The sequence below is a fragment of the Sporofaciens sp. JLR.KK001 genome (genome assembly GCF_036941055.1).
In the GTDB taxonomy this organism is placed as follows: Bacteria; Bacillota; Clostridia; order Lachnospirales; family Lachnospiraceae; genus Sporofaciens.
Window position 1 is genome coordinate 1,208,590 of the sequence record NZ_JAYMNO010000001.1, and the last position, 22,597, is coordinate 1,231,186.

Genomic DNA, 22,597 nt, shown 5'->3' on the forward strand with positions numbered 1-22,597 from the left:
TGCGGATGCGACCGTATAATGTACAGTTTAGATAATCGCAATGAAGAAAGAAGAGGTGGCTGGATGTTAAGGAAGATCAGTGCAGAAGAATTGGAGAGGATCATTTCTGAGAGAAGAGAGGGAGAGCCGCTTGATCTGTCGGGCTGTCTTTTTGAGGATCTGGATCTGTCAGGCTGGAATCTGCGGGGAATTAATTTTGATAAAAGTGATTTCCGGAATGTAAGGCTTAACGGCGCGGATCTGTCGGGCTGTTCTGCGTCGAATGCATTTTTTCAAGGCTCAAGCCTTAGGGGGACGATTCTGCAAGATGCTTTTTTGCATTCTGCAGATTTCAGATATTGCGATATGACCGGTGCTGATATATCCGGTGCGGATATCTTTGCGGCGGCGCTTCATGGAGCGGCGCTTAGGGGAGTAACCGCGGATGAGCGTACGAAGTTCTATGAGCCGCGGTGTCCGATGAGCGGGGCGTTTATCGGGTGGAAGGTGTGCTTTGGGAGGCGAATCGTGCAGTTGTTGATACCTGCGGATGCGCGGCGGCTGCAGGGAACTACATATGAGATACGGGTGGATAAGGCGAAGGTGCTCTCGATAAGAACCGAGGACTATTCCCAGAGTTTTACGGAAGCCCATTCCTATGTGGATGAGAATTTCTGGTATCGGACGGGAGAGTGGGTGAGGGCCGAAAGCTATGAGACGGATCGTTTTACAGAATCCGGGGGCGGAATCCATATCTGGATGGACCGGGAAGCCGCGATTGCGTATCTGGGGTGATAACGAATGGAGAAAATATGACAGGCTAAGGAGTGTGAAAAAGCGATGGTGAATCTTGAAGTGCTCCGTGAAGAAGAGAAGCTGGCGTTTGGCAGCAGGGAAATGATATTTGTACTCATATATAATCATTTCCCTGCTGCCTTCTGACTTATGCCTATATCCGTCCGGTCTCCATGAATGCGGTCCGGTCATACCGTCCGGTCAGCAGATACGGCACGATTTCTTCTGCGTCTAACTTCTCTACCAGATTCAGCTTATGCACCAACAGACTGTTCCTGGAATACGCGCCGCCCACAATAGTGTTGATCGGCAGTTCTGCCCACGGATCGTCCAGAGAAGAATTCAGTGTCAGAGAGGCTGTGCCAGGCTCCCAGGACTGGTAGTTATATTCACATAGATTCTGCAGTAGGGCCCCGTTGACGAAATGAGAAACTCCATTTTCGTCAGGCATCCGGTCGAAATGGAAGTAGAAGCCGCCGCCAAATACCTGCTTTCCGTTTCCGGGATTCTGGTACAGGGCATGGGTGAGCGGACTGTTATACTGCCCTAATTCCATATGGATGTCAACCAACTGGGTTCCGCGGCGGGTAACGCCTGCTGTTACCGTATTATCATTTCTGCGGATTACAAATTCTGCTCCCAGTTTCTTTGGGATAGAGCCGTTGTCGCGTCCGCATTGGACAGCCATCTCAGCGCCCGGTCCGCCAAGAACCAATCCCACCGGATATAATCCAAGAGATTTCCCATAGGTTGCGTATACGCCCAGGATTGCCTCATAATAATCGTCTGCGAAGGTCGGTTTGTGTATATGGCAGACAGAGAGAGTAACAACCGGCATGGAGAACGGTTTCAACGGCGGAGGCAATATCCGGGCAATCGCCTGCGGGTCCGTCAGATAAGCCAGATACAAGCCTTCTTGTTCATCCATAAGAGAGACCTTGCCGAAGTTGGGGATATCGGACTTGGGTGTATAGAATGCGGTCTCTTTCTTCTTCTCGGTAAAGAGTGCACGGGCTGCTTCATAGCCGCTCCTGGTGGCCGGGGCGATGGTGCCGTCCTTGACTGCGCTTCCTACCGCAACCGCCGGAATACCCTTTGCATTCAGCTCATCAACCAGGGACGTATCCGGACGATATCCCATAGACAGAATTACTGCGTCGGCAAGAATCGTAACTTCTGTATGATCCGCCTGTTTTTCTAATATCACGGAATCTTCCCGTATTTCCTTCAGAGCGTGGCCCAGCAGGAATCTGGTATCGTGCTTTGCCAGACGGCCGCATACGTCCCCTACATTGGTATGGTTAGCGGTGGGAGCCACTTGATCCAGGATATCGGCAATCGTTACACTGCACTTACGGACAGCCAGATACTCTGCAGTCTCGATACCGGTCATGCCGGCGCCGATAATAACCACCTTCTTGCCGGAGAGGTCCGTTTCGCCTGTCAAGATCTGAGGAATGCTGTAAACATGGGGCTTTTGGACTCCTGGAATGCGGGAAGGAATCACCGGTTTGGAGCCGGTACCGACTATGACTGCGTCTGGTTTCAGGTCAAAGAGCATATCTGCCGTCGCGGCAGTATTGAGCCGGACTTCCACGCCCAGTTTGTCAAAAGCGGCCTTGTAATAATCCATGATCCATTCCATCCGTTCCTTATGGGGCGGCATCTTTGCCTGATTGATCGTTCCGCCAAGAGTATCTCCCTGTTCAAGAAGAGTTACACGGCAGCCGCGTTCGGCTAATGTCTTGGCAGCCATCAGACCGCTGGGACCGCCGCCCACAACGGCGACAGAGTGACGGGCAGGATCATGGGCCAGGTCTCCGTATTTCCTCTCTCTGGCGAGACGCGGATTCAGCGCGCACTCTGCAGGCAGTCCGGCAGCGTTATATTCATTTAAACTCTCAAAGCAGCGCAGACAGTTGATACATTTGCACAGTTCATGCTCTCTGCCTTCCTGAACCTTTTTGCCCCATTCTTCATCGGCAAGCCAGCTTCGGCCCATGGATACGAAATCTTCCACTCCGTCTTCCAGGAACTTATCAGCCACGGCGGGTTCACGGATGGAGGATACGCCGATCACCGGGATCTTCACATGATCCTTCACTGCCTTGATTAGATCGCGGCGCCAGCCCTGTGGGAAGGAAATCGGCTCTACACAGGTCATACCGGTTTCGTACATCCCCACAGATACATCTATGAAATCAATTCCCGAAGCTTCAAGAGCCATGGCGATTTTCACGCCGTCCTGAATGTGGATGTATTCTTCCGTAACGCCGGTCTTATCCAGGAATTCGTCAACCGACAGACGAACGCCGACAGGGAATTCGGGTCCGCAGGCGGCGCGGATGCCTGCGATGATCTCATTGACCATGCGGAGACGGTTCTCAAAGTTTCCCCCGTATTCATCGGTCCGCTTATTGGTATAAGGGGATAAAAACTGCTGCAGCAGATAGCCGTGGGCGCAATGCAGCTCCACACCGTCACAGCCTGCTTTTTGTACCCGGATGGCTCCGCTTATGAACTGGCCGATCAGTTCCCTGACTTCGTCTGTGGAGAGCGCTCTTGTGGGCTGCTGTAAGTATTTACAAGGGATATCTGAAGCAGAGACTACCGGTGCGCCTCCAAGAAGAGCGGTAACTGTCTCCCTGCCCGGATGATGGAGCTGGATAAAGATCTTGCTGCCGTGTCTGTGTACTGCATAAGCCAGGCGGCTTAAGGGTTCAATATGCCTGTCCTGGGTAACGGATAACTGGCGCATAAGACCTGGTCCGTGTACATCATTGACTCTGGTGATTTCCGGGATGATAAGTCCTGCACCGCCTATGGCGCGGGCTTCATAATAAGCGATCATATCTTCGCTGGGCGTGCCGTCCAGATTCGCCAGCCCAATGCCCATAGGAGACATGACAAGACGATTTTTCAGGGTCACGCAGCCAATCTTACCTTCTGTAAATAATCTATCATACATAATAATACTCCTTTTCATCTGGTTAGAAAATCGAATAACCGCCGTCCACTGCTAATGAGGCGCCATGAATATAACTGGATTCATCACTGGCAAGGAAGGCAATGGCTTTTGCTACTTCTTCGGGTTCTCCCGGACGTCCGGAAGGACTCATCTTAATCTTCATATTCAGCGGATGCTGCGGCATCTCCAGGATCCTTGCGATCATCTGGGTGTTGATTGGTCCTGGCAGAACCGCGTTGATCCGGATGCCTGTATGCCCGTGATCCAGGGAAATCTGACGGGTCAGTCCTAAGAATCCATGCTTTGCGGTTGTATAGGCAATCCCGCCCCGGCCTGCCGCCGTAGAGGCCATGGAAGCTACATTGACGATGGTGCCGCCGCCGTTATTTTCCATAACAGGAATCACAAGCTTCATGATCTGGAATGCGGCAGTCAGGTTGGTGGCGAGCACCTTGTCCCATTCGGCGTCGGTAATCTGGTTCATATTTGCCAGGCTGCCGCCTATACCGGCATTATTTACCAGGATATCTATCTTCCCATAGTGATCCAATGCAGCCTTCACCAGTGCATCAAGCGCTTCTGCGGAGGTAACGTCTGTTTTCTGGAAAAATGCGTCTCCGCCGGCTTCTTTGATTATGGACACAACCTCGCTGCCGGCTTCCTCTGTTGTGCCTGTGATAACTACTTTGGCGCCTTCTTGCGCCATCAAAATGGCGGTAGCTCTTCCAATACCTTTTGTTGATCCTGTTATGATTGCAACCTTGTTCTCAAATCTCATATTCATTCGCTCCTTTTTTGGTTCTAAAGTCATTCAGTTCTTTATCATGCACTTATTATAATCAGAATGAAGATAAATGAAAATGGTTGTGCTAACCGAATCCAAATTGACAATTTGTGCACCGTGCACTATACTATTTGTGAAAGGAAATGCAGAAGATTATGAGGTGATTTTATGCTGTTTACAACCCTGATGAATCAAGTTTCCGCAGGGGCGTTCGCCGAGATCATATATTCTAAGGATATCTTTAATCTGGACAATGTAGCGTTTATTGACGGTACACAAATAGAATTTGACAACAACACCCTTTATTTTGGCTATGCTTCTTTTTTGAAAAAGAATACGGCGAACCTTAATCTGCCTTCACAGTGTGTGCTGGTATGGGATATAGACGGTCTGGACTCCTTTTCGGAGAAGAATACGGCGCCGGCTCCTCTTTGGGCCGGGAATACAAGCCTTGCCCTGGTAGACGCCAAAGAACTTTTTCAGGTGTTTAATGCGGCGAAGGTTCTGTTGGATGAATCCCGCGGCCGGGGATTCTATGGAGAGATGATGGATTGTGCGGCGCATTCCCGCAGTATGGAGCCGGTGATCAATCTGGCGGCGGCTAAGCTTGGGAACTCGCTGATCCTTTTGGATGCTGATTTTAAGATACTGGCACATTCTACGATTTTTACAATTGATGATCCTCTCTGGGCAGAGAATATCCGGCTGGGGTATTGTACCTATGAGTTTGTGAGTGCCGTGCAGGAGATCGAGGCTGTGAAGAACGCAGCCAGGACCTCGGATCCGGTGGTGGTTACCTGCTATGCGTCCCCGCTTCGGAAACTGTCCAGTAAGATATTCATACGGGGGAATTTTGTAGGAATTGTTCTGATGCTTGAGAAAGAGACGCCTATTTCTTCTATGCATTTGCAGTTGTTACCGGTTATCAGTTCGGCGGCAGGCGATGCGATTTCCCGCTATGCGCCCTATCTGGTTCCGGGAAATACAATCTACCAGAAATTGCTTTATGATCTGTTGATCGGCGCGCCTCCGGAAGAAATCGCCCCGGCTATTGCGGAACTTCAGTTTTCTATGCATCTGTGCGCCCTCAGCATTCAGCAGAGCCGTTATTTGGGGCAGAAGCATTTGAAAGAAGATGTGGCGCGCGAGTTGGTACGAATTCAGCCGGATACGCGTTTTACATTCCATGAGAATGGTATTGCCGCGTTAGTTCCACTTGCAGATGCCCCTGGCTTGTCTCTTGAGATGACAGAAGCATTGGAAGATCTTGCGGCAAAAGAATATCTGCGGATCGGTGTTTCTAATCTTTTTTTCCGGGTTGAGAATTTTGCCGCACGGTACGCGCAGGCTTTTCGGGCTCTGGAGCTTGCGTCTAAGCTATGTCCAAAAGAGAAGGTAAGCTTCTATTCGGATTATGCTTTTTACGATCTGCTTGATTCTACAAGAGAACGGGAGCGGCTTGGATTATACTGCCATCCGGCTTTGGGGCTTCTGAGACGCTATGACCATGCTGCCGGAACGGATCTATATCATACCCTGGAAATCTACCTGGCATGTAACTGCAGTATCAAAGAGGCTGCGCAGAGCTTATACATCCATCGCAATTCCCTGACGTATCGGCTGGAATGTATCCGGAATCTGACGCATGTAGAATTGAATAACAGTAATGTACGTTTTCTATTGGAGATATCTTATCGGATTGACCATTTTATCAGAAGAGATTCTTGACAAATGGAGGAAGGATGCGGTAGTTTTAATGGAGAAAGAGAGGAGGAGATTCTTATGAGTATTTTATTCAACGAACAGGCGGGGATTTTTAAACTGGATGCTTTGGATACCAGTTACATTATCGGTATTTTTGACGAGGACAAGTTTGTCTCACATTTATATTATGGGAAGAAGATCATAGATTCAGATGTTAACTATCTGTATGGGCCGCTGTATCAGGTACGTCCTTCGGTGCTGCCGGGGCAGGCGGGACGGATCATGGATGCGGTCCCCTTCGAATATCCGACTTATGGCTGCGGGGATTACCGTGAACATTGCCTTGAGGTAGAAACCGCTGACGGGTACCATGCATGTGACCTTCGTTATGAATCCCATAAGATCTATCCGGGGAAAACGCATCTGAATGGATTGCCGTCAACCTTCGAGAGGGAGGACGGCGACTGTAATACGCTGGAACTGGTATGCAGGGATAAAGTGCTGAAGCTTAAAGTGACGCTTCTCTATACGGTCTTCGAGCATCTGAATGTGATCACGCGCGCGGCGCTTATTACGAACGAAGACGAGAAGGCTGTCTATCTCAAGCGGGCAATGTCTGGCTGTCTGGAATTCGACCATCAGAACTTCGATGTGCTGACGCTTCATGGAAGCTGGGAGAGGGAATGCGGGCCGGTTCGTACGCCGCTGCGCCAGGGGAAGGTCACGACGGGAAGTACCCGGGGCGAGTCTGGGCCGACGGACAACCCGTTTCTGGCAGTGATCTCTTCGGATGTGACGGAAGATACCGGGGAAGTATTCGCCATGAACCTGGTATATTCAGGGAATTTTCTCGGAGTTGCGGAGGGGCATCATTTCCGCGGCTCACGGATCGTGATGGGGATCAATCCGGTTAATTTCAGCTGGAAGCTTGGACAGGGAGAGAGCTTCACGGCGCCGGAGGTGGTGATGGTATATTCTGACCAGGGGCTTGGGAAGATGAGCCGGACCTTCCATGATCTGTACAGAAGGCATCTGATCCGTGATGTCTATCCGGATACCTTAAGACCGATCCTTGTAAATAACTGGGAGGCGACGTATTTTGATTTCACCGTAAAGAAGCTGACCGAGATTGCGGCTGAGGCGGCGAAGTGCGGGATTGAATTATTTGTACTGGACGACGGTTGGTTTGGGAACAGGAATGATGAGAGAAGAGGGTTAGGAGACTGGTTTGTCAATGAAGAGAAGGTGCCGGGAGGGATCGGACGTCTCGCGAAGGAGATCAATCATCTCGGGATGAAGTTCGGGCTGTGGATCGAGCCGGAGATGGTAAGCCCGGATTCAGAGCTGTTTCGGGCGCATCCGGATTGGGCGATCCAGATTCCGGGGAGACACCGCTCCTTGTTCCGCCATCAATATGTGCTGGATTGGTCCAGGAAGGAAGTGCGGGATCATATCTACGGTATGATCCATCAGGTATTATCCGGCGCGAATGTGGAGTATATCAAGTGGGATATGAACCGTACCCTGACGGAGACGGCGTCGGCGGCGCTTCCGGCAGACCGGCAGGGGGAGCTGTGCCACAGATATGTTCTGGGGGTATATGAGATCATGGGGAGGCTTCGGGATGATTTCCCATCACTTCTGCTGGAGAACTGTTCCGCGGGAGGTTCCCGGTTTGATCCGGGCGTACTCTACTATAGCCCGCAGATCTGGGGATCGGACGACTCGGACGCCATAGAACGGATCAAGATTGAGATGGGCGCTTCTATGTGTTATCCGCTCTCAACGATCGGCGCCCATGTAAGTGCGGTGCCCAATCATCAGACCGGCAGGATCACTTCACTTGAGACGCGGGGGTATGTCGCTATGGCAGGGACATTCGGGTACGAGCTGGATATTGCGCGGATGAGCGAGGATGAGAAAGCGGTTATCCGTAAGCAGGTAGATCTCTATCATAAATACCACGGGCTTGTGAAGGACGGAGACCTCTACCGGATAGAAGATTCACTGGGCAATCCGGATTATGCGTGCTGGATGGTCGTGTCTAAGGATAAGAAGGAGGCGCTTCTGACTTATATCCAGATACATGCGCTGCCGGGGTATTTCGGGGCGGCGAGAAGGCTTAGGCTGAAAGGACTGCAGGAAGAAACCGTATATGAGACGAAGGTTATCTCCGTTTCCGCAGAGGTCAGGAATGAGGACGTGCACCGGGAAGGAGCGGATGGTACGGAGAAGACTTATGCGGCGCTCAACCTGACCGGATCGGCGCTGATGAACGCGGGGTACTGGATGGACCGCTTAAGCGGTGATTATATGGGGATGATGATCCATCTGCAGGCTAAGTGATCGCCTTAGGATTATCTTAAGAATTAAATAATCGTATATTAAAGTATGTAACAGCCCTGTTTGATATAATTTGTCGAACAGGGTATTATAATTTTAAGGATAACCCGCAGAAAGGAATAGAATCCTATGTCTGACAGAATATTGATCGTTGATGATGAAGCCGAGATCGCCGACCTGATAGAAGTCTATTTAAGCAATGAGAATTTTACTGTTTTTAAGTTCTATTCTGCCGCAGAAGCCCTCGAATGTATCAACACAACCGAGCTTGATCTTGCTATTTTGGATATTATGCTGCCGGAGACAGACGGATTTACTTTGTGCCAGAAGATTCGTTCCAAACATACGTATCCGATCATTATGCTGACAGCCAAGGATGAAGAGACGGATAAGATCACGGGGCTTACCCTTGGGGCAGACGATTATATCACGAAGCCGTTTCGTCCGCTTGAACTGGTAGCAAGGGTCAAGTCCCAACTGCGGCGCTACAAGAAATATAATCCGGCGCATTCAGGAGAAGCGGAGAAGGAAGAGCATATGCTCTCGCATTCCGGTTTGATGATGAGGTTAGATACACATGAATGCTTTCTGAATGATAAACCGCTGGTATTAACTCCTACGGAATTCTCTATTTTGCGTATCCTGTTGGAAAATAAAGGGTGTGTGATCAGTGCAGAAGAATTGTTCCATCAGATCTGGCAGGATGAGTATTACACCAAATCAAATAACACGATTACGGTTCATATCCGTCATCTGCGTGAGAAGATGAATGACACTTTAAGCAAGCCTAAATATATAAAAACCATATGGGGAGTTGGGTATAAAATTGAAGGATAGCGTCAGAAACGAATATTTAGAATTTCAGATGAAGATCATGCTGCGGTTTTGCGTGAACGCTGTGATTTCCGTCGCAGCGGTGATCGTATTATACCTGTTTCTGTGGAAACAGCGGGGCGGCAATTTGATCGTGTGGTTCTTGGAATATTTTATGAGAATGGAAGAAGAACAGGCATTTCTCATATATCATTATTATTTTAGAAGTTGCAAAGAGATCTTTTTCGCTGCGGCAATTTTATTGATTTTCGTTGTGTTGCTTTACTTCTTATTCCGCTGGATGAGCCGCTATTTTCAGGAGATCAATCAGGGTATTGATGCCTTACTTGCGGAAGATGCCGGGCAGATACATTTATCAGCAGAGATGTTCCCCTTCGAACGTAAATTGAATGCAGTGAAGCAGACGTTAGAGAAGCAGAGACAGGAAACCATATTTGCAGAACAGCGGAAGGACGAATTGGTCATGTATCTTGCCCACGATATCCGTACTCCGCTTACTTCCGTGATCGGCTACCTGAACCTTCTCGACGAGGAACCGGACATGCCTGCGGATCAGCGTGCCAAAAATGTTCATATAACATTGGATAAAGCGTATCGTTTAGAAGAGATGATCAATGAATTCTTTGAGATCACCCGCTATAATTCCAGGCAGATCAAGCTGTCCAGAGAACCGATCGATCTATATTACATGCTGGTACAGCTATCCGATGAGATGTCTCCCGTCTTTGCACAGCATGGGAATTCGGTTGTGTTAGAGGTTGATGAGGATCAGATGATTTATGCCGATCCGGATCAGATCGTGAGGGTATTCAGCAATATTTTGAGAAATGCGGCTGCATATAGTTATCCCGGTACAGAGATTGTTATCTCTGCCAGAGAAACAGACGGACAGGTCATGATCGCGTTCCGGAACGAAGGGAATCATATTCCGGAGGAAAAATTATCTTCCCTCTTTGATAAATTCTATCGTCTGGATAAGGCGCGTGTTACGGATACCGGAGGCACGGGCCTTGGTCTGGCGATCGCAAAGGAGATTGCCGTCCTGCATGGCGGGTCTGTCCGCGCTGCCAGCGAAGGCGACACGGTTACGGTCATGGTTTGTCTGCCTTAGGATTTTCTTAGGATCTTCTTAGGAATGAAACAACTTCATATTAAAGTTCGAGATGCCTTTGTTCAGTACAATTGATATTGAACAAGGGCATTACTTTTACAGACAGAAAGGAGCTTTATTATGACAGGAAAGTATAATCAGAAAAAGGGCAGAAGAAATATACATCGTGGCCGCAGGCGCAAGAGAACAGGGATGATACAGACAGTTAGCATTGTTGTTGTGGTTTTGCTCTCTTTTATGATAATTATTGGCTTTGCCAGGAAAAGTAACGCTGAACTGGGAAGAGAGTTATTTTTGAACGACAGGCAGATAAGGAATGTAAACCATGATGAGCAGGATGGGAAGGGCGGTGATACACCATGGAATCTGATCCTGGTAAATAATAAAAATCACATTCCAAAAGACTACAGACCAAAGCTGGCAGAAGTACAGGGCGGCGAACAGGTAGACGAACGTATCTACGCTCCGTTGACGGAAATGCTGGATGCTGCGAGAGAAGGAAACGGGGGACAGTTGCCGCTTGTGGTGTCCGGTTATCGGACACCTGAGAAGCAGCAAAGCCTTTATGGTGAGAAGATCATGGAATATGAAAAAGAAGGATATCCGGACAGCGAGGCAAAGAAGCTGGCAGAACAGTGGGTTGCGGTACCGGGATACAGTGAACATCAGTTAGGTCTTGCGGTAGATATCAACGGAGAGACCTACGATGTGTATTCATGGCTTCAGGAGAACAGCTATAAATACGGATTTATTTTCCGATATCCCGGGAATAAAACACAGCTTACCGGCGTGGCAGAGGAAGTCTGGCATTACCGTTATGTGGGGACGGAGGCAGCGGCAGAGATGTATGAGCGGGGAATTTGTCTGGAAGAATATCTTGAAAACGCTCTTTAAGAATTTAACAATTCTCCATGATCGCCTGCACCGCATGTCTGGTATCGGTCAGCGGGAACAATTCATATCCCACAAGTCCGCGGTATCCGCGCGCCTCCAGATGGCGGAGAACCTTCTTATAATTGATCTCTCCGGTGCCTGGTTCGTGTCGGCCCGGCGCATCGGCCACGTGGATGTGGCCAAATTGGTCTCCATAGTTGCTGATGGTATCGCAGATACAGCCTTCGTTGATCTGCATGTGATATATGTCATACAATAATTTGAGCCTGGGGGAATCGATCAAACGGCAGATCTCCGCACCGGTCTGGGTGTATTTCAGGAAATTTCCAACGTGATCGGTGGTGACGTTCAGAGCTTCCAGGTTCATGTTGATCTCTGCCTGCTCTGCCAGCCTTGCGCAGGCAAGCAGTGTGTCGTACATGGAGCAGAGCTTCACGGTATCGGAAATATCATCGTAGGAGTTCACTACGATGCCACCTTCGCCAAGTGCGTTGGAATGGATGGTGACGCTTCTGGCATTGACGGTTTTGGCGGCTTCGATGGATCTCTTCAGTTCTTCCAGGTATCTTCCTTTATGGGCCGGGTCAATCAGCGAGTAGTCGGCGTCTCCGTTGAAGCCGCTGATGAGGATACCGGCAGCCTCGGCGGCTTCCCGCGTCTCCTTAAGATCGCGGATTCTCCAGTCCCAGAATTCCACGGCGGCAAAGCCGTCATCCTTGGCGGCCTGGAATCGGTCTTTCCATTCCAGTTCAGTGTATAGAGTATCAATACATGCGCATTTTCTAAGACTCATCTTATTCTACCTCCGAGATTTTAACTGGTCTTCATTTTTTGCAACATTTGTAACATTGATGTGCATTTACATCATTATTGTATTTTGGAGAATATTAGATGTCAAGATAAAAAGTGATCTTATTTCATTTGCACATGAAAGATTCTCGTGATAAACTGTAATACAGAATAAGATAATGGAGATCTCCGGCTGGCTCTTTTCTTCCGTTGGCATCCTGTTTTTCTGCAGATATTCCCGGAGAAATATCAGCGGAAGATACTGACGGACTTGTAGAAATCAGTTTTCGGACAGATTGTCAGGAATGACCAGACGAAGGAAGTGAAGAAGAAAAAGTGGAACAATTATTTCTTATAGCAGGATTGATTACGGCTATTTTGGTGGGCGGTCTGTATAGTTCCCATATGAATCGGAAAAAAGCTCACCATATGCTTTTGAAGCAATTCGGGGCGAAACCAGAGTATAAGGATTATAATTTTGATGAGATTAAGATATTTTGGAAGGAAAGGAAGAGCAAAGACTGCCGGGGTCATATAGATGATATCACCTGGAACGATCTTAGTATGGATAAAATCTTTGCGCGAATTAATATGTGCTGTTCGTCGGTAGGAGATCAGTATTTGTATCGGAGTCTGAGGACCCTTTGCTATGAGGATTCGAGGCTGGAAGCTCTGGAAAATAAGATCATATTTGTGACGGATCATCAAGACGCCAGAATAGATATACAAAAAAAGCTATTGCGTATAGGCAAAAGAGAGAATAATTATTATATCTCATCATTCTTGAATGGGTTAGATCATTTTAAGCTGAGTAAAATATGGATTTACTATTTGCTGCAATTGCTGCTGTTTTTGGCAATTGTTATGAGCATCCTTTTGCGCCATACGTATGCGTATGCTTTCTTGGGGATCATTTTCTTAGTGAATATAAATATCTATGCTTTGATGAAAGGAAAGTATGAGATTAATATGGATCTTATGATAGCAGTACAGAGCATTCTAAAGATCAGCGGAGAGTTTGCAGAGGAGAAGAATGATGCAGTATTCGGGGGATTTAGAGAGAATCAGGAGGTTGTCAGGAAACTGACAAAATCCTTGAAATTCATCAATGGAAGACATCGAAGAAAATATTCAGCAGATTTTATGGAAGTATTTGCGATGTATATAACGGGCGCCTTTTTATTTGACTTTGTGATGTATAATCGAATCCTGACGATGTTGGAAGAATATTTAACCGTGATTTATCAGGTGTTCGAGCTGCTTGGGGAGTTGGATATGGCGGTTTCAGCGGCTTCATTCCGAAGAAGTATCCCGATGTATTGTGTTCCTGAGTTCGATGAAGGGGGTGGGATCAGTTATGAGGAGATGTACAATCCATTGCTGGAAGAGCCGGTTTACAATGATTTCAGCCTGAATGACAGTTGTATCGTTACGGGATCCAATGCGTCCGGGAAATCCACCTTTATTAAAGCGGTCGCGATTAATGAGATATTGGCTATGAGTATCCATACTTGTGCAGCGAAGACTGCGCGTATAGCAAAGGCAGAGGTATATACATCTATGGCGATCAGGGATGATCTGCTGGCGGGGGAGAGTTATTTTGTAAGAGAGGTTAGATCGCTGCAGAGGATTGTAGAAGTGATTGACAGAGGGAACCTCGTCATAGCGGTAATAGATGAGATCCTCCGGGGAACGAACAGCCAGGAGAGGATCGCGGCTTCGGCAGCGATCTTAAAGTATCTGGAGCGTAAGAATTGTATCGTGATAGTGGCATCCCATGATGTGGAGCTGATTGATCTGCTAGACAGTGATCATTATGCGAATTACTATTTCAGTGAGAAGGCCAGGAACGAGGAGATTGTATTTGATTATAAGCTTCATCAGGGAATCTGTGAGCAGAGAAATGCGATAAAGCTGTTGGATCATTTTGGGTTTCCGGAAAGTGTTGTAGAAGCTGCCAATCGATATTTGGCCCAATGGAAATGAGAATACAGTTAAAGAGAGGGGAACTATTTTATCGCGGGTTACGTACAATTATAAATATTAAGAAATCAGACAGGCAGGTGAGAGACGTGAGAAAGAGATTCAATGTAACAGGTGTCTGCAGGCCTGGGCTGCATTACATGGTAGATATTGGAAACAGGCTGATTGAGATAAAGGAAATGGTAGATCGAGGAGATTATTTTACGATTAATCGTGCCCGGCAATACGGGAAGACGACAACCTTGAAGGCATTAGCTGATTTCCTTGAGAAGGACTATATGGTGATCAGCCTGGATTTTCAGATATTAGGCGCTTCAAAGTTCAGAAATGAGAATATATTTTCGTTGGCATTCGCGAATCTCTTTGTACGGGCGATGGAGAGTGTACAGAAACATAGTGCGGCCACCCAGGCAGTGTGTGCTTTGAAACAGGCCTTGCAGGAGAATAGAGAAGAATTGGAATTGTTTGAACTCTTTGAGTATCTAAGCGGAATCTGCAGTAAGGCCGAAAAACCTGTTGTCTTACTCATTGACGAAGTAGACAGTGCAAGTAATAACCAGGTATTTCTTGATTTTCTTGCGCAGCTGAGAGGGTACTATATAGACCGGGATGTCAAAGCGACATTCCATTCGGTGATTCTGGCCGGTGTCTATGATATTAAGAATATAAAGCGAAAGATTCGGTCGGAGGAGGAGCATAAATTTAACAGCCCATGGAACATAGCAGTAGATTTCCCGGTGGATATGAGCTTTTCGGCTGCTGATATAGCTGGGATGTTAAAGCAATATGAAGCAGATTGCAAGGTTGGGATGGATGTCGGAGAGATCGCTGGAATGATATATGACTATACGTCAGGATATCCATTTCTGGTTTCGTATCTCTGTAAGTTGATTGACGAGAAAGTAACTAGCAATCATACAGAAAATGTGTGGACCCGGGAAGGTGTGTTGGCGGCAGTGAGGATCATGTTGTCGGAATCCAATACTTTATTTGAATCATTGTTCAATAAGCTTGAAGATTACCCGGAACTTAGGAGGATGCTTGGGGAGCTTCTGCTTCGCGGGAAGGAGATTCCCTATGTTGTAGGTATGCGTTCGATTGAGACAGCATTGATGTTTGGTTTTGTTAAGAAGGCTGATCATAATGTAGTGATAGCAAATAGAATTTTCGAAGTATTGCTGTATAATTTGTTTTTGGCATCAACGGATATGCAGGAAGAACCTATTTATAATGAAGCACTGCGGGATAAGAATCAGTTTATCTGTGACGGACGTCTGGATATGAGATTGGTATTGGAGAAGTTTGTGATGCATTTTGATGAAATATACGGAGACCGTCAGCAGACATTTATAGAAGAAGAGGGACGCAGATATTTTCTGCTGTATCTGAGGCCGATTATCAATGGGGCGGGGAACTATTATGTAGAGTCCAGGACCAGGAATATGGAACGAACAGATGTTATCGTGGATTACTGCGGGGAACAATTCGTGATCGAGCTCAAGGTGTGGCGCGGGAATGCGTATCATGAGCGCGGGGAAGAGCAATTGGCGGCGTATCTGGAATACTATCATCTGGAACGAGGATATATGCTCAGCTTTAACTTCAATAAGAAAAAGGAGATAGGGGTCAAGGAGCTGCGTATTGGTAAGAAAATGTTAGTAGAAGCGGTTGTGTAAATAAGAAATCAGACAGGCAGGTGAGAGACGTGAGAAGGAGATTCAATGTAACAGGTGTCTGCAGGCCCGAGATGCACTATATGGTAAACCTTGAGAGCCGTCTGGAAGAGGTCCGGTGCTTGATAGATGGGGGAGAATATTTTTCGATAAACCGTGCAAGGCAGTATGGGAAAACTACGATGCTGCACGCCCTGGCGAGGTATCTGGAAGATGATTACTGTGTACTCAGCCTGGATTTTCAGATGTTGAGTCATGAAGATTTTGAGTCAGAGGCCTCCTTTGTGTCTGCATTTGCAAGAGAAGTAATGGCGGCGGTAGGAGGAGAAGACGTTCCTGCAGGGATATTAGACCAGCTAAAAGCATTTGCAGATGGGGAACAAAAGCAAGTAAAGCTTGCACGCTTGTTTATCTGTCTCAGTGAGTGGTGCAGGGGAACGTCCAAACCGATTGTACTGATGATCGATGAAGTGGACACGGCGTCCAATAATGGAGTGTTTTTGGATTTCCTTGCGCAATTGAGAGGGTATTTTAACCAGAGAACGACACGTCCGACTTTCCAGTCGGTAATTCTGGCGGGGGTGTATGATATTCGGAATCTAAAGCAGAAGATTCGGAAGGATTCGGAGCACAGGATGAACAGCCCATGGAACATTGCGTCGGAATTTGATGTAGACATGAGTTTTACAGCGGAAGATATTGCCGGAATGCTGAGAGACTATGAAGCGGATTGCCGGACGGGGATGGATATTTCTTCTATAGCAGAACTTATATATGAATATACATCGGGATATCCATTTTTGGTGTCACGTCTGTGCAAGCTCTTAGATGAGGGCGCTTTCCATAGCGGGAAGCTAAAACTTGCAGGCGGAGTGTGGACAGAACCAGGGGTACAGGAAGCTGTGCGCCTTCTGATTACGGAGAAGAATCCATTATTTGAATCCTTATCCAATAAACTGGGGGATTATCCAAAGCTTAGGAATGTATTGTCGGAATTGCTTTTTGAAGGGAAGAATATTACTTACAATCCGGATGATGAAGCAACGGATATGGCGGTGATGTTTGGATTTGTCAGGATTTGTGACGGTTATGTGGTTGTAGCTAACCGGATTTTTGAGACACGTCTTTATAATATGTTTTTGGCAGGCAGAGAGATGCAGGAGACAGAGATTTACAAAGCTGCATTGCACGATAAGAATCAATTTGTTCAGAACGGACATCTGAATATGAGAAAGGTGCTGGAGCGGTTCGTGGAGCACTTTGATGAATTGTATGGTGATCAGGACAGGAGATTCTATGAGGAAGACGGAAGGCGGTATTTTCTATTATATCTGCGGCCGATCATTAACGGAACCGGGAATTATTATATAGAGTCCCGGACCAGGAATATGGAACGAACAGATGTTATCGTGGATTACTGCGGGGAACAATTCGTGATCGAGCTCAAGGTGTGGCGCGGGAATGCGTATCATGAGCGTGGGGAAGAGCAATTGGCGGCATATCTGGAATACTATCATCTGGACCGGGGATACATGCTCAGCTTTAACTTCAATAAGAAAAAGGAGATAGGGGTCAAGGAGCTGCGGATTGGAGAGAAAGTGCTGATAGAAGCGGTTGTGTAAAGGCGGCGGGAGGCGTACTAACGCCTCCCCATGTCCCTGTATTTCGTCGGCGCCATATGATAATTCTTCTGAAAATAGCGGCTGAAATACAGCGGATTCTCGAAGCCGCACACATTAGAAATCTTGCTGATATTATAATTGGTAGAACTTAAGAGTTCCTTCGCATGGTTCAGCCGCACTTCATTGATATACTTCTTGGGGGTAAGGCCGGTATAGCGGGAGAACTCCTTGATAAACCAGCTTGTACTTGTCCCGTAGCTTCTCGCCAGCTGTTCGATGGCCAGATCTTGATAGTAATTCCGGTGGATGAATTCCAGGATATCCTCCATCTCTGCATTATAGCCGTTTCGGTTCCGGTTTGCCTGTTTCCTTGCTTCGCGCGCAAGCAGCCAGACCAATTCCTGGCCTTTGAGGTTGGCGATCTGAAGATATCCCGGCTGTTTCATGATAAGCTCCCGGATGATACCCTCGAACAAGGCGGGGATGTAGGACGCCATGCCGGTATCTATGATCTGCCGGTCTAATCCGGCTTCTATTAACAGACCGGGAATATCATTTCCGGAAAAATGCAGCCAGTAGAACTGCGCATTCTCGAAGTGCCGGAAGGAATACTGCTGTATCTCAAACGGATAGTAGAGTACGGTACATCCCTCATCCAGTACAATCTCCCTGTTATCTAATATAAAATGTCCCTTTCCCTGATGGATATAGATGATCTGAAAATCCTGCCTGCCGTTTAGCCGGTCTATATTGAGATTCCTGCCGCAGTTCATAGAGATCTTGCCGCAGCTATGGACCAGAAAAGGGAGGTCCACGTTATAATTGTCAAGATCCTGGTCGTAAAGATATGCTGAGTATTGTAGCATAGACACGTCTCCTCCAAACAAGTTCAATTTTGTCTATATTTCAGATTATAAAGGATATTCCCATAACGTCAATGGTTTTCTATAATTTGATTAATAATTTTACGAGAGGGGAAGAATTATGAAGACTATTAAGAGACGTCATTGGATTGGATTTGCTGTGATCGAGATATCATACTGGTGTTTTCATGCTTCATTTATTGGATTTTTAATGTCTTATCTGCTGTCAAAAGGGATTACCAATACAATGGTAAGTATATTTATGGCGTCTTTTTTGCTGGCGTCATTTGTGGGATCATTTGCCTGGGGCATGGTCTGCGACCGGTTTCATACGAATCGGAAGGTGTCGATTGCCTGCTTTTTATTGGCGGGTGTATTGATGTATCTGATTTATTTTTCCTATGAAAGCATACCGATGCTGGCAGTATTATATCCGCTGCTTGGGTTCGTGTGTCTGCCGCATGCGACGAACATAGACTCCTGGCTTCTGCTTATCTGCGAGAATAATTTCTCAGTCTATGGTAAGATCCGCTGCCTGCCGTCGTTTTTTTATGCAATCACATCCGTTGTGCTTGGAAGGATGATCTCTGAATTTGGGTATTCGCTTATGTTGTCTGTTGGGACCGTATTTCTGATCATGGGCATTACAGCTGCAGCCCTACTCCCGGAAGGCAGGGGAGCAGTATCGGATAAAGGGAATGCTAAGACTGAGGCAGGCGGGAAATTCGGGCTTCGTTCTCTGAATCAGGTATTTGCAAGCGGGGAATATCGTTACCTGATCGTGATTCTGTTTCTGGTGGGCCTTGCGATCGCGCCGGTGAATAATCTGAAAATGCCGCTTCTTAAGAATGTTGGAGGCAATGTCTCCGATCTGGGGATCGATGCATTCATCTGTGCGGTTGTGCAGGTGCCGTTCATAGCTCTGGCGGACAGGATAGAAAGATATTCTCTTCGTCTGCGTTACATGCTGCTTGCGGGACTGCCATTCCTGAATTTGATACTGGTATTTTATGCCGCGTCGCCGGGCGCGATCTTTGCGGGATCATTCCTCTACAATATGGGGGTGGGGATTCTGCTGCCTACCATGAGAAGTGTTACGGAGAAGAGTGTTTCTCCTGCGTTCCGCAATCTGGGGCATAATATGGCGGATGCGATATACAGCAGTTTTACAGGAATCATCAGTCTGCTGTATTCCGGGCTGGTAATGGATCTGTACGGAGTGAAGAGCCTGCTTATGATCTGTATATTGATCGTCCTGATACCGGTTCTTCTGACCTGCAAGGGGGCGGTGACCCGTTTGCTGTCGGACCCATGCCGCTGGGGCAGGAAGAGATGCAGAAGAATGTGAGCGGATTCCCGCTTTGTGGTTCGTTGCTTACTAAAATAAATTCAGTGGTTTACTTTAATAATCGGATAAATAGGTGATAATTAGAGTATATGCATAAAAAACGAGGATATTTATTGCATATATTTGTGAATAATATATAAAAATTTGAATCTTAATTTTGATAATCTGCGAATTGAACAGGTAAATAGATACATATAAAATAGGAGTATCTCAAGGAGCGCTTCTGTTAAATAGATTGAAATCAAAGATTGATAAGGAGAGATTCAAATGATAGAAGAGAAAGAAAAAATCAAAGAAAAGAGAGTTCCGACATTTTCTGAAGCAATCATGCCGATTATAGTTATGCTCGTTGTCCTCACGGTAGGGAAGGGCATGATGGGACTGGCTACAGAGCCGTTATTAATATTGGTTACGGTATTTGCGGGAACCATGGCATGGAGGCTGGGGTATAGTTGGGATGATATGATGCAAGAGATCTGTCAGAAGATTGCCCGCGGTATGCCGGCGATACTGATCTTGATTTCTGTGGGGGCTGTTGTAGGTACATGGATGATTTCAGGTACGATACCAATGATGATATATTATGGTGTCCAGATTGTGAATCCCAGATGGATGCTGGTGACGTCATTTATTATCAGCGCGATTGTGTCTGTCTGTACCGGAACTTCCTGGGGAACAGCGGCGACTATGGGAGTGGCGCTGATGGGTATCTCCGGTACTTTGGGCATTTCGCTGCCGGCGACGGCAGGCGCAGTGGTGGCCGGTTCTTTCTTCGGAGATAAATTATCGCCGCTCAGCGATACAACAAATCTTTCCCCGATCGCGGCAGGAAGCCAGCTTTATGAGCACATCGGACACATGTTGTGGACGACGATTCCGGCAAGTATCATTTCTCTTGTTGTATATGCGATAGCGGGAAGCAAAGTTGCGGCAGGTGCAGACGCGTCATCGGAGACAGTTACAACGATGCTGGCGCAATTAGACCAGATGTTTCACTGGAATATTCTGTTACTTTTGCCTATTATAGTAGTTTTGGTCGGCTCCATTATGCAGAAGCCAACGATTCCGGTCATGATACTCTCCAGCGTAGTGGCAGGAATGGAAGCGATTATTTTTCAGGGTGCCTCTTTTGCAAATGTTATTACAAGCAGCGCCACGGGTTTTACAGTATCTATGGTGAGCCGTGAGGGATGGAATCCGGAAACAGCGTCAGAGGAAGTGCTAAAACTTCTTGAAAGAGGAGGACTTTCCGGTATGATGAGCACGTGTCTGCTGGTATTCTGTGCGTTTTGTTTTGCGGGTATCATGAGCAGATCGGGTTCGTTGGATGTAATTCTGAATAAGATTCTATCAGTAGCAAAGAATACAGGTACACTGATCGCCTCAACTGTAGTCTCCTGTATGATTATGGCTGTTTCAACAGGAAATTCGTATTTATCTATATTGATCCCGGGCGAGATGTTCCGAAGGGCTTATGTCAGGAGAGGGCTGCACCCCAAGAATCTTTCGCGTACACTGGAAGATGCTGGAACGGTATTTGTTCCGCTGGTTCCCTGGTCTGCGGCGGGCGCTTATATGACGTCATGTCTTGGCGTGGAAGTTCTGGACTATCTGCCATGGGCGGTACTCTGTTATGTGGGATTTATCATTGCGATCTTCTACGGGTTCACAGGCATCGGAATCAAAAAAATTACCGAGGAAGAGAAGTGCAAATATGAAGAAGAGATGGAATAGGAGAGATGAAGTCTATGATTAAATTACTCAAGAATGCAAATGTTTATGCACCTGATCCGTTAGGAAATAAGGATATTTTGATTGCCGGCGAAAAGATCTGCCGGATTCAGGAAGATTTGAGTATATATGAGAATCTGCCGGATGTAAAAGTGTATGATCTGGAAGGAAGATATGTCATTCCGGGCTACATTGACCTGCATGTCCATATAACCGGCGGCGGCGGGGAAAAAGGCCCGGCATCCAGAGTACCGGAATCACAGCTGTCAACATTTCTTATGAGCGGGATTACAACGGTAGTAGGACTTCTCGGTACGGATGGAATTACGAGAAGTGTGGAAAACCTGGTGGCGAAAGCAAGAGCTTTGACAGAAGAGGGAATTACGGCGTATGCGCTGACAAGCTTCTACGGATATCCGCCTTCAACGATTACAGAAAGTGTTGAGAAGGATATCGTGATGATTCCGCCGATCATCGGAGTCAAGACAGCGGCATCTGATCATAGAAGTTCCAATATTACAGGAGAGGAATTGATACGTCTTGCAACGTCTGCAAGAAGAGCCGGACTCTTAAGCGGTGCTCCGGGTCTGGTAACGATCCACATGGGAAATGGAAAGAAGGGTCTGGAACCAATTTTCTATGCACTGGATCATTCGGATCTTCCTCCGGATAAATTGCTGCCGACACATATGCACAGGAATCATGAATTGGCAGAGCAGGGCGCAAAGCTTGTGCGCAGAGGCGGATATATAGATTTTACGGCCGGATGTGATGACGATGAGCTTTTGAAGAATGCAGAGACTGTTTTATATACCCTTGACCAGCCGGGGGTAGAACTGGACCACATTACTCTATCCAGTGATGCTTACGGAAGTCAGCCGCGTTTTGATGCAAATGGAAAGTGTGTCGGACTTACATATGCATCTCCGAAATTCCTGCATAAGACAGTTCAGATACTGGTAAAGAAAGGGCTGCCTTTGGAGCGATCGATCAGGCTTCTTACAACAACACCGGCGTATCTTCTGGGAAAAACAGGGATCAAAGGTTGTATTGCGGTCAATGCGGATGCCGATTTACTTGTGCTTGATGACCATCTGGAGATAGATGGGTTATTTGCAAAAGGACAGGAAGCACTATGGAAAAAGAGATTAAAGATGAAAGGCACTTTTGAATAGA

The 22,597-nt window shown here is 47.1% G+C and carries 16 protein-coding genes; 12 read left to right on the plus strand and 4 right to left on the minus strand.

Going from position 1 to position 22,597, the window contains the following annotated elements; genetic code table 11:
* The first annotated feature begins 63 nt into the window (after window positions 1–63).
* On the plus strand, window positions 64–774 hold the full coding sequence (locus VSQ62_RS06630) for a pentapeptide repeat-containing protein (protein ID WP_334633870.1): 711 nt from the start codon (window positions 64–66) through the stop codon (window positions 772–774).
* Between the two features lie 154 nt (window positions 775–928).
* Here the strand turns inward: VSQ62_RS06630 and VSQ62_RS06635 are convergent, their stop codons facing one another.
* Both VSQ62_RS06635 and VSQ62_RS06640 read right to left on the minus strand, forming a co-directional pair.
* On the minus strand, window positions 929–3,742 hold the full coding sequence (locus tag VSQ62_RS06635) for an oxidoreductase (RefSeq protein WP_334633871.1): 2,814 nt from the start codon (window positions 3,740–3,742) through the stop codon (window positions 929–931).
* A gap of 22 nt (window positions 3,743–3,764) precedes the next feature.
* Entirely contained in the window at window positions 3,765–4,520 is a 756-nt protein-coding gene (locus VSQ62_RS06640; protein WP_334633873.1) for an SDR family NAD(P)-dependent oxidoreductase, read from the minus strand.
* 174 nt (window positions 4,521–4,694) lie between these two features.
* Between VSQ62_RS06640 and VSQ62_RS06645 the strand changes: the two genes are divergently transcribed.
* The 5 genes from VSQ62_RS06645 (at window position 4,695) to VSQ62_RS06665 (ending at window position 11,412) form a co-directional block, all read left to right on the plus strand.
* Window positions 4,695–6,254, plus strand: coding sequence for a PucR family transcriptional regulator (locus VSQ62_RS06645; RefSeq protein ID WP_334633874.1), 1,560 nt, complete (start codon window positions 4,695–4,697; stop codon window positions 6,252–6,254).
* Between the two features lie 54 nt (window positions 6,255–6,308).
* Window positions 6,309–8,576 (plus strand): alpha-galactosidase, encoded by a 2,268-nt coding sequence (locus VSQ62_RS06650; protein ID WP_334633876.1) that lies wholly within the window; start codon window positions 6,309–6,311, stop codon window positions 8,574–8,576.
* 126 nt (window positions 8,577–8,702) lie between these two features.
* Window positions 8,703–9,410: a VanR-ABDEGLN family response regulator transcription factor gene (gene vanR / locus VSQ62_RS06655; RefSeq protein WP_334633878.1), complete on the plus strand. Its 708-nt coding sequence runs from the start codon at window positions 8,703–8,705 to the stop codon at window positions 9,408–9,410.
* Complete coding sequence (locus tag VSQ62_RS06660; protein WP_502957720.1) at window positions 9,388–10,518, plus strand: sensor histidine kinase; 1,131 nt, start codon at window positions 9,388–9,390, stop codon at window positions 10,516–10,518. Before vanR ends, VSQ62_RS06660 begins: the two co-directional genes overlap by 23 nt.
* Window positions 10,519–10,638: 120 nt before the next feature.
* Window positions 10,639–11,412, plus strand: coding sequence for a M15 family metallopeptidase (locus tag VSQ62_RS06665; RefSeq protein ID WP_502957721.1), 774 nt, complete (start codon window positions 10,639–10,641; stop codon window positions 11,410–11,412).
* 4 nt (window positions 11,413–11,416) lie between these two features.
* On the opposite strand, the gene VSQ62_RS06670 is transcribed toward VSQ62_RS06665, so the two are convergent.
* Window positions 11,417–12,205 (minus strand): TIM barrel protein, encoded by a 789-nt coding sequence (locus VSQ62_RS06670; protein WP_334633882.1) that lies wholly within the window; start codon window positions 12,203–12,205, stop codon window positions 11,417–11,419.
* A 332-nt stretch (window positions 12,206–12,537) separates the two neighbouring features.
* On the opposite strand from VSQ62_RS06670, the gene VSQ62_RS06675 reads away from it, so the two are divergent.
* From VSQ62_RS06675 to VSQ62_RS06685, 3 genes are all read left to right on the plus strand, one after another.
* The gene (locus VSQ62_RS06675; RefSeq protein WP_334633884.1) at window positions 12,538–14,187 is read left to right on the plus strand and encodes a MutS-related protein; all 1,650 of its coding nucleotides are present in this window, start codon (window positions 12,538–12,540) and stop codon (window positions 14,185–14,187) included.
* Window positions 14,188–14,273: 86 nt separating this feature from the next.
* Window positions 14,274–15,860 (plus strand): AAA-like domain-containing protein, encoded by a 1,587-nt coding sequence (locus VSQ62_RS06680; RefSeq protein ID WP_334633885.1) that lies wholly within the window; start codon window positions 14,274–14,276, stop codon window positions 15,858–15,860.
* A gap of 29 nt (window positions 15,861–15,889) precedes the next feature.
* Window positions 15,890–17,479, plus strand: a complete 1,590-nt coding sequence (locus VSQ62_RS06685; protein WP_334633886.1) for an AAA-like domain-containing protein — start codon at window positions 15,890–15,892, stop codon at window positions 17,477–17,479.
* Window positions 17,480–17,496: 17 nt separating this feature from the next.
* Here the strand turns inward: VSQ62_RS06685 and VSQ62_RS06690 are convergent, their stop codons facing one another.
* Window positions 17,497–18,345, minus strand: coding sequence for an AraC family transcriptional regulator (locus tag VSQ62_RS06690; protein WP_334633888.1), 849 nt, complete (start codon window positions 18,343–18,345; stop codon window positions 17,497–17,499).
* A gap of 118 nt (window positions 18,346–18,463) precedes the next feature.
* Here VSQ62_RS06690 and VSQ62_RS06695 point away from each other — a divergent pair, with 118 nt between their 5' ends.
* From VSQ62_RS06695 to iadA, 3 genes are all read left to right on the plus strand, one after another.
* Window positions 18,464–19,690, plus strand: coding sequence for an MFS transporter (locus VSQ62_RS06695; RefSeq protein WP_334633890.1), 1,227 nt, complete (start codon window positions 18,464–18,466; stop codon window positions 19,688–19,690).
* Between the two features lie 267 nt (window positions 19,691–19,957).
* Window positions 19,958–21,424, plus strand: coding sequence for a Na+/H+ antiporter NhaC (gene nhaC, locus VSQ62_RS06700; RefSeq protein ID WP_334633892.1), 1,467 nt, complete (start codon window positions 19,958–19,960; stop codon window positions 21,422–21,424).
* A gap of 14 nt (window positions 21,425–21,438) precedes the next feature.
* Window positions 21,439–22,596, plus strand: coding sequence for a beta-aspartyl-peptidase (gene iadA, locus VSQ62_RS06705; protein ID WP_334633893.1), 1,158 nt, complete (start codon window positions 21,439–21,441; stop codon window positions 22,594–22,596).
* Window position 22,597: the final 1 nt, after the last annotated feature.

Coding starts and splice junctions, on each gene's coding strand:
- VSQ62_RS06640 (WP_334633873.1), bottom strand. CDS start 4,520: ATGAGATTTGAGAACAAGGTTGCAATCATAACAGGATCAACAAAAGGT.
- vanR (WP_334633878.1), top strand. CDS start 8,703: ATGTCTGACAGAATATTGATCGTTGATGATGAAGCCGAGATCGCCGAC.
- VSQ62_RS06665 (WP_502957721.1), top strand. CDS start 10,639: ATGACAGGAAAGTATAATCAGAAAAAGGGCAGAAGAAATATACATCGT.
- VSQ62_RS06650 (WP_334633876.1), top strand. CDS start 6,309: ATGAGTATTTTATTCAACGAACAGGCGGGGATTTTTAAACTGGATGCT.
- VSQ62_RS06690 (WP_334633888.1), bottom strand. CDS start 18,345: ATGCTACAATACTCAGCATATCTTTACGACCAGGATCTTGACAATTAT.
- VSQ62_RS06635 (WP_334633871.1), bottom strand. CDS start 3,742: ATGTATGATAGATTATTTACAGAAGGTAAGATTGGCTGCGTGACCCTG.
- VSQ62_RS06670 (WP_334633882.1), bottom strand. CDS start 12,205: ATGAGTCTTAGAAAATGCGCATGTATTGATACTCTATACACTGAACTG.
- nhaC (WP_334633892.1), top strand. CDS start 19,958: ATGATAGAAGAGAAAGAAAAAATCAAAGAAAAGAGAGTTCCGACATTT.
- VSQ62_RS06630 (WP_334633870.1), top strand. CDS start 64: ATGTTAAGGAAGATCAGTGCAGAAGAATTGGAGAGGATCATTTCTGAG.
- VSQ62_RS06695 (WP_334633890.1), top strand. CDS start 18,464: ATGAAGACTATTAAGAGACGTCATTGGATTGGATTTGCTGTGATCGAG.
- VSQ62_RS06645 (WP_334633874.1), top strand. CDS start 4,695: ATGCTGTTTACAACCCTGATGAATCAAGTTTCCGCAGGGGCGTTCGCC.
- iadA (WP_334633893.1), top strand. CDS start 21,439: ATGATTAAATTACTCAAGAATGCAAATGTTTATGCACCTGATCCGTTA.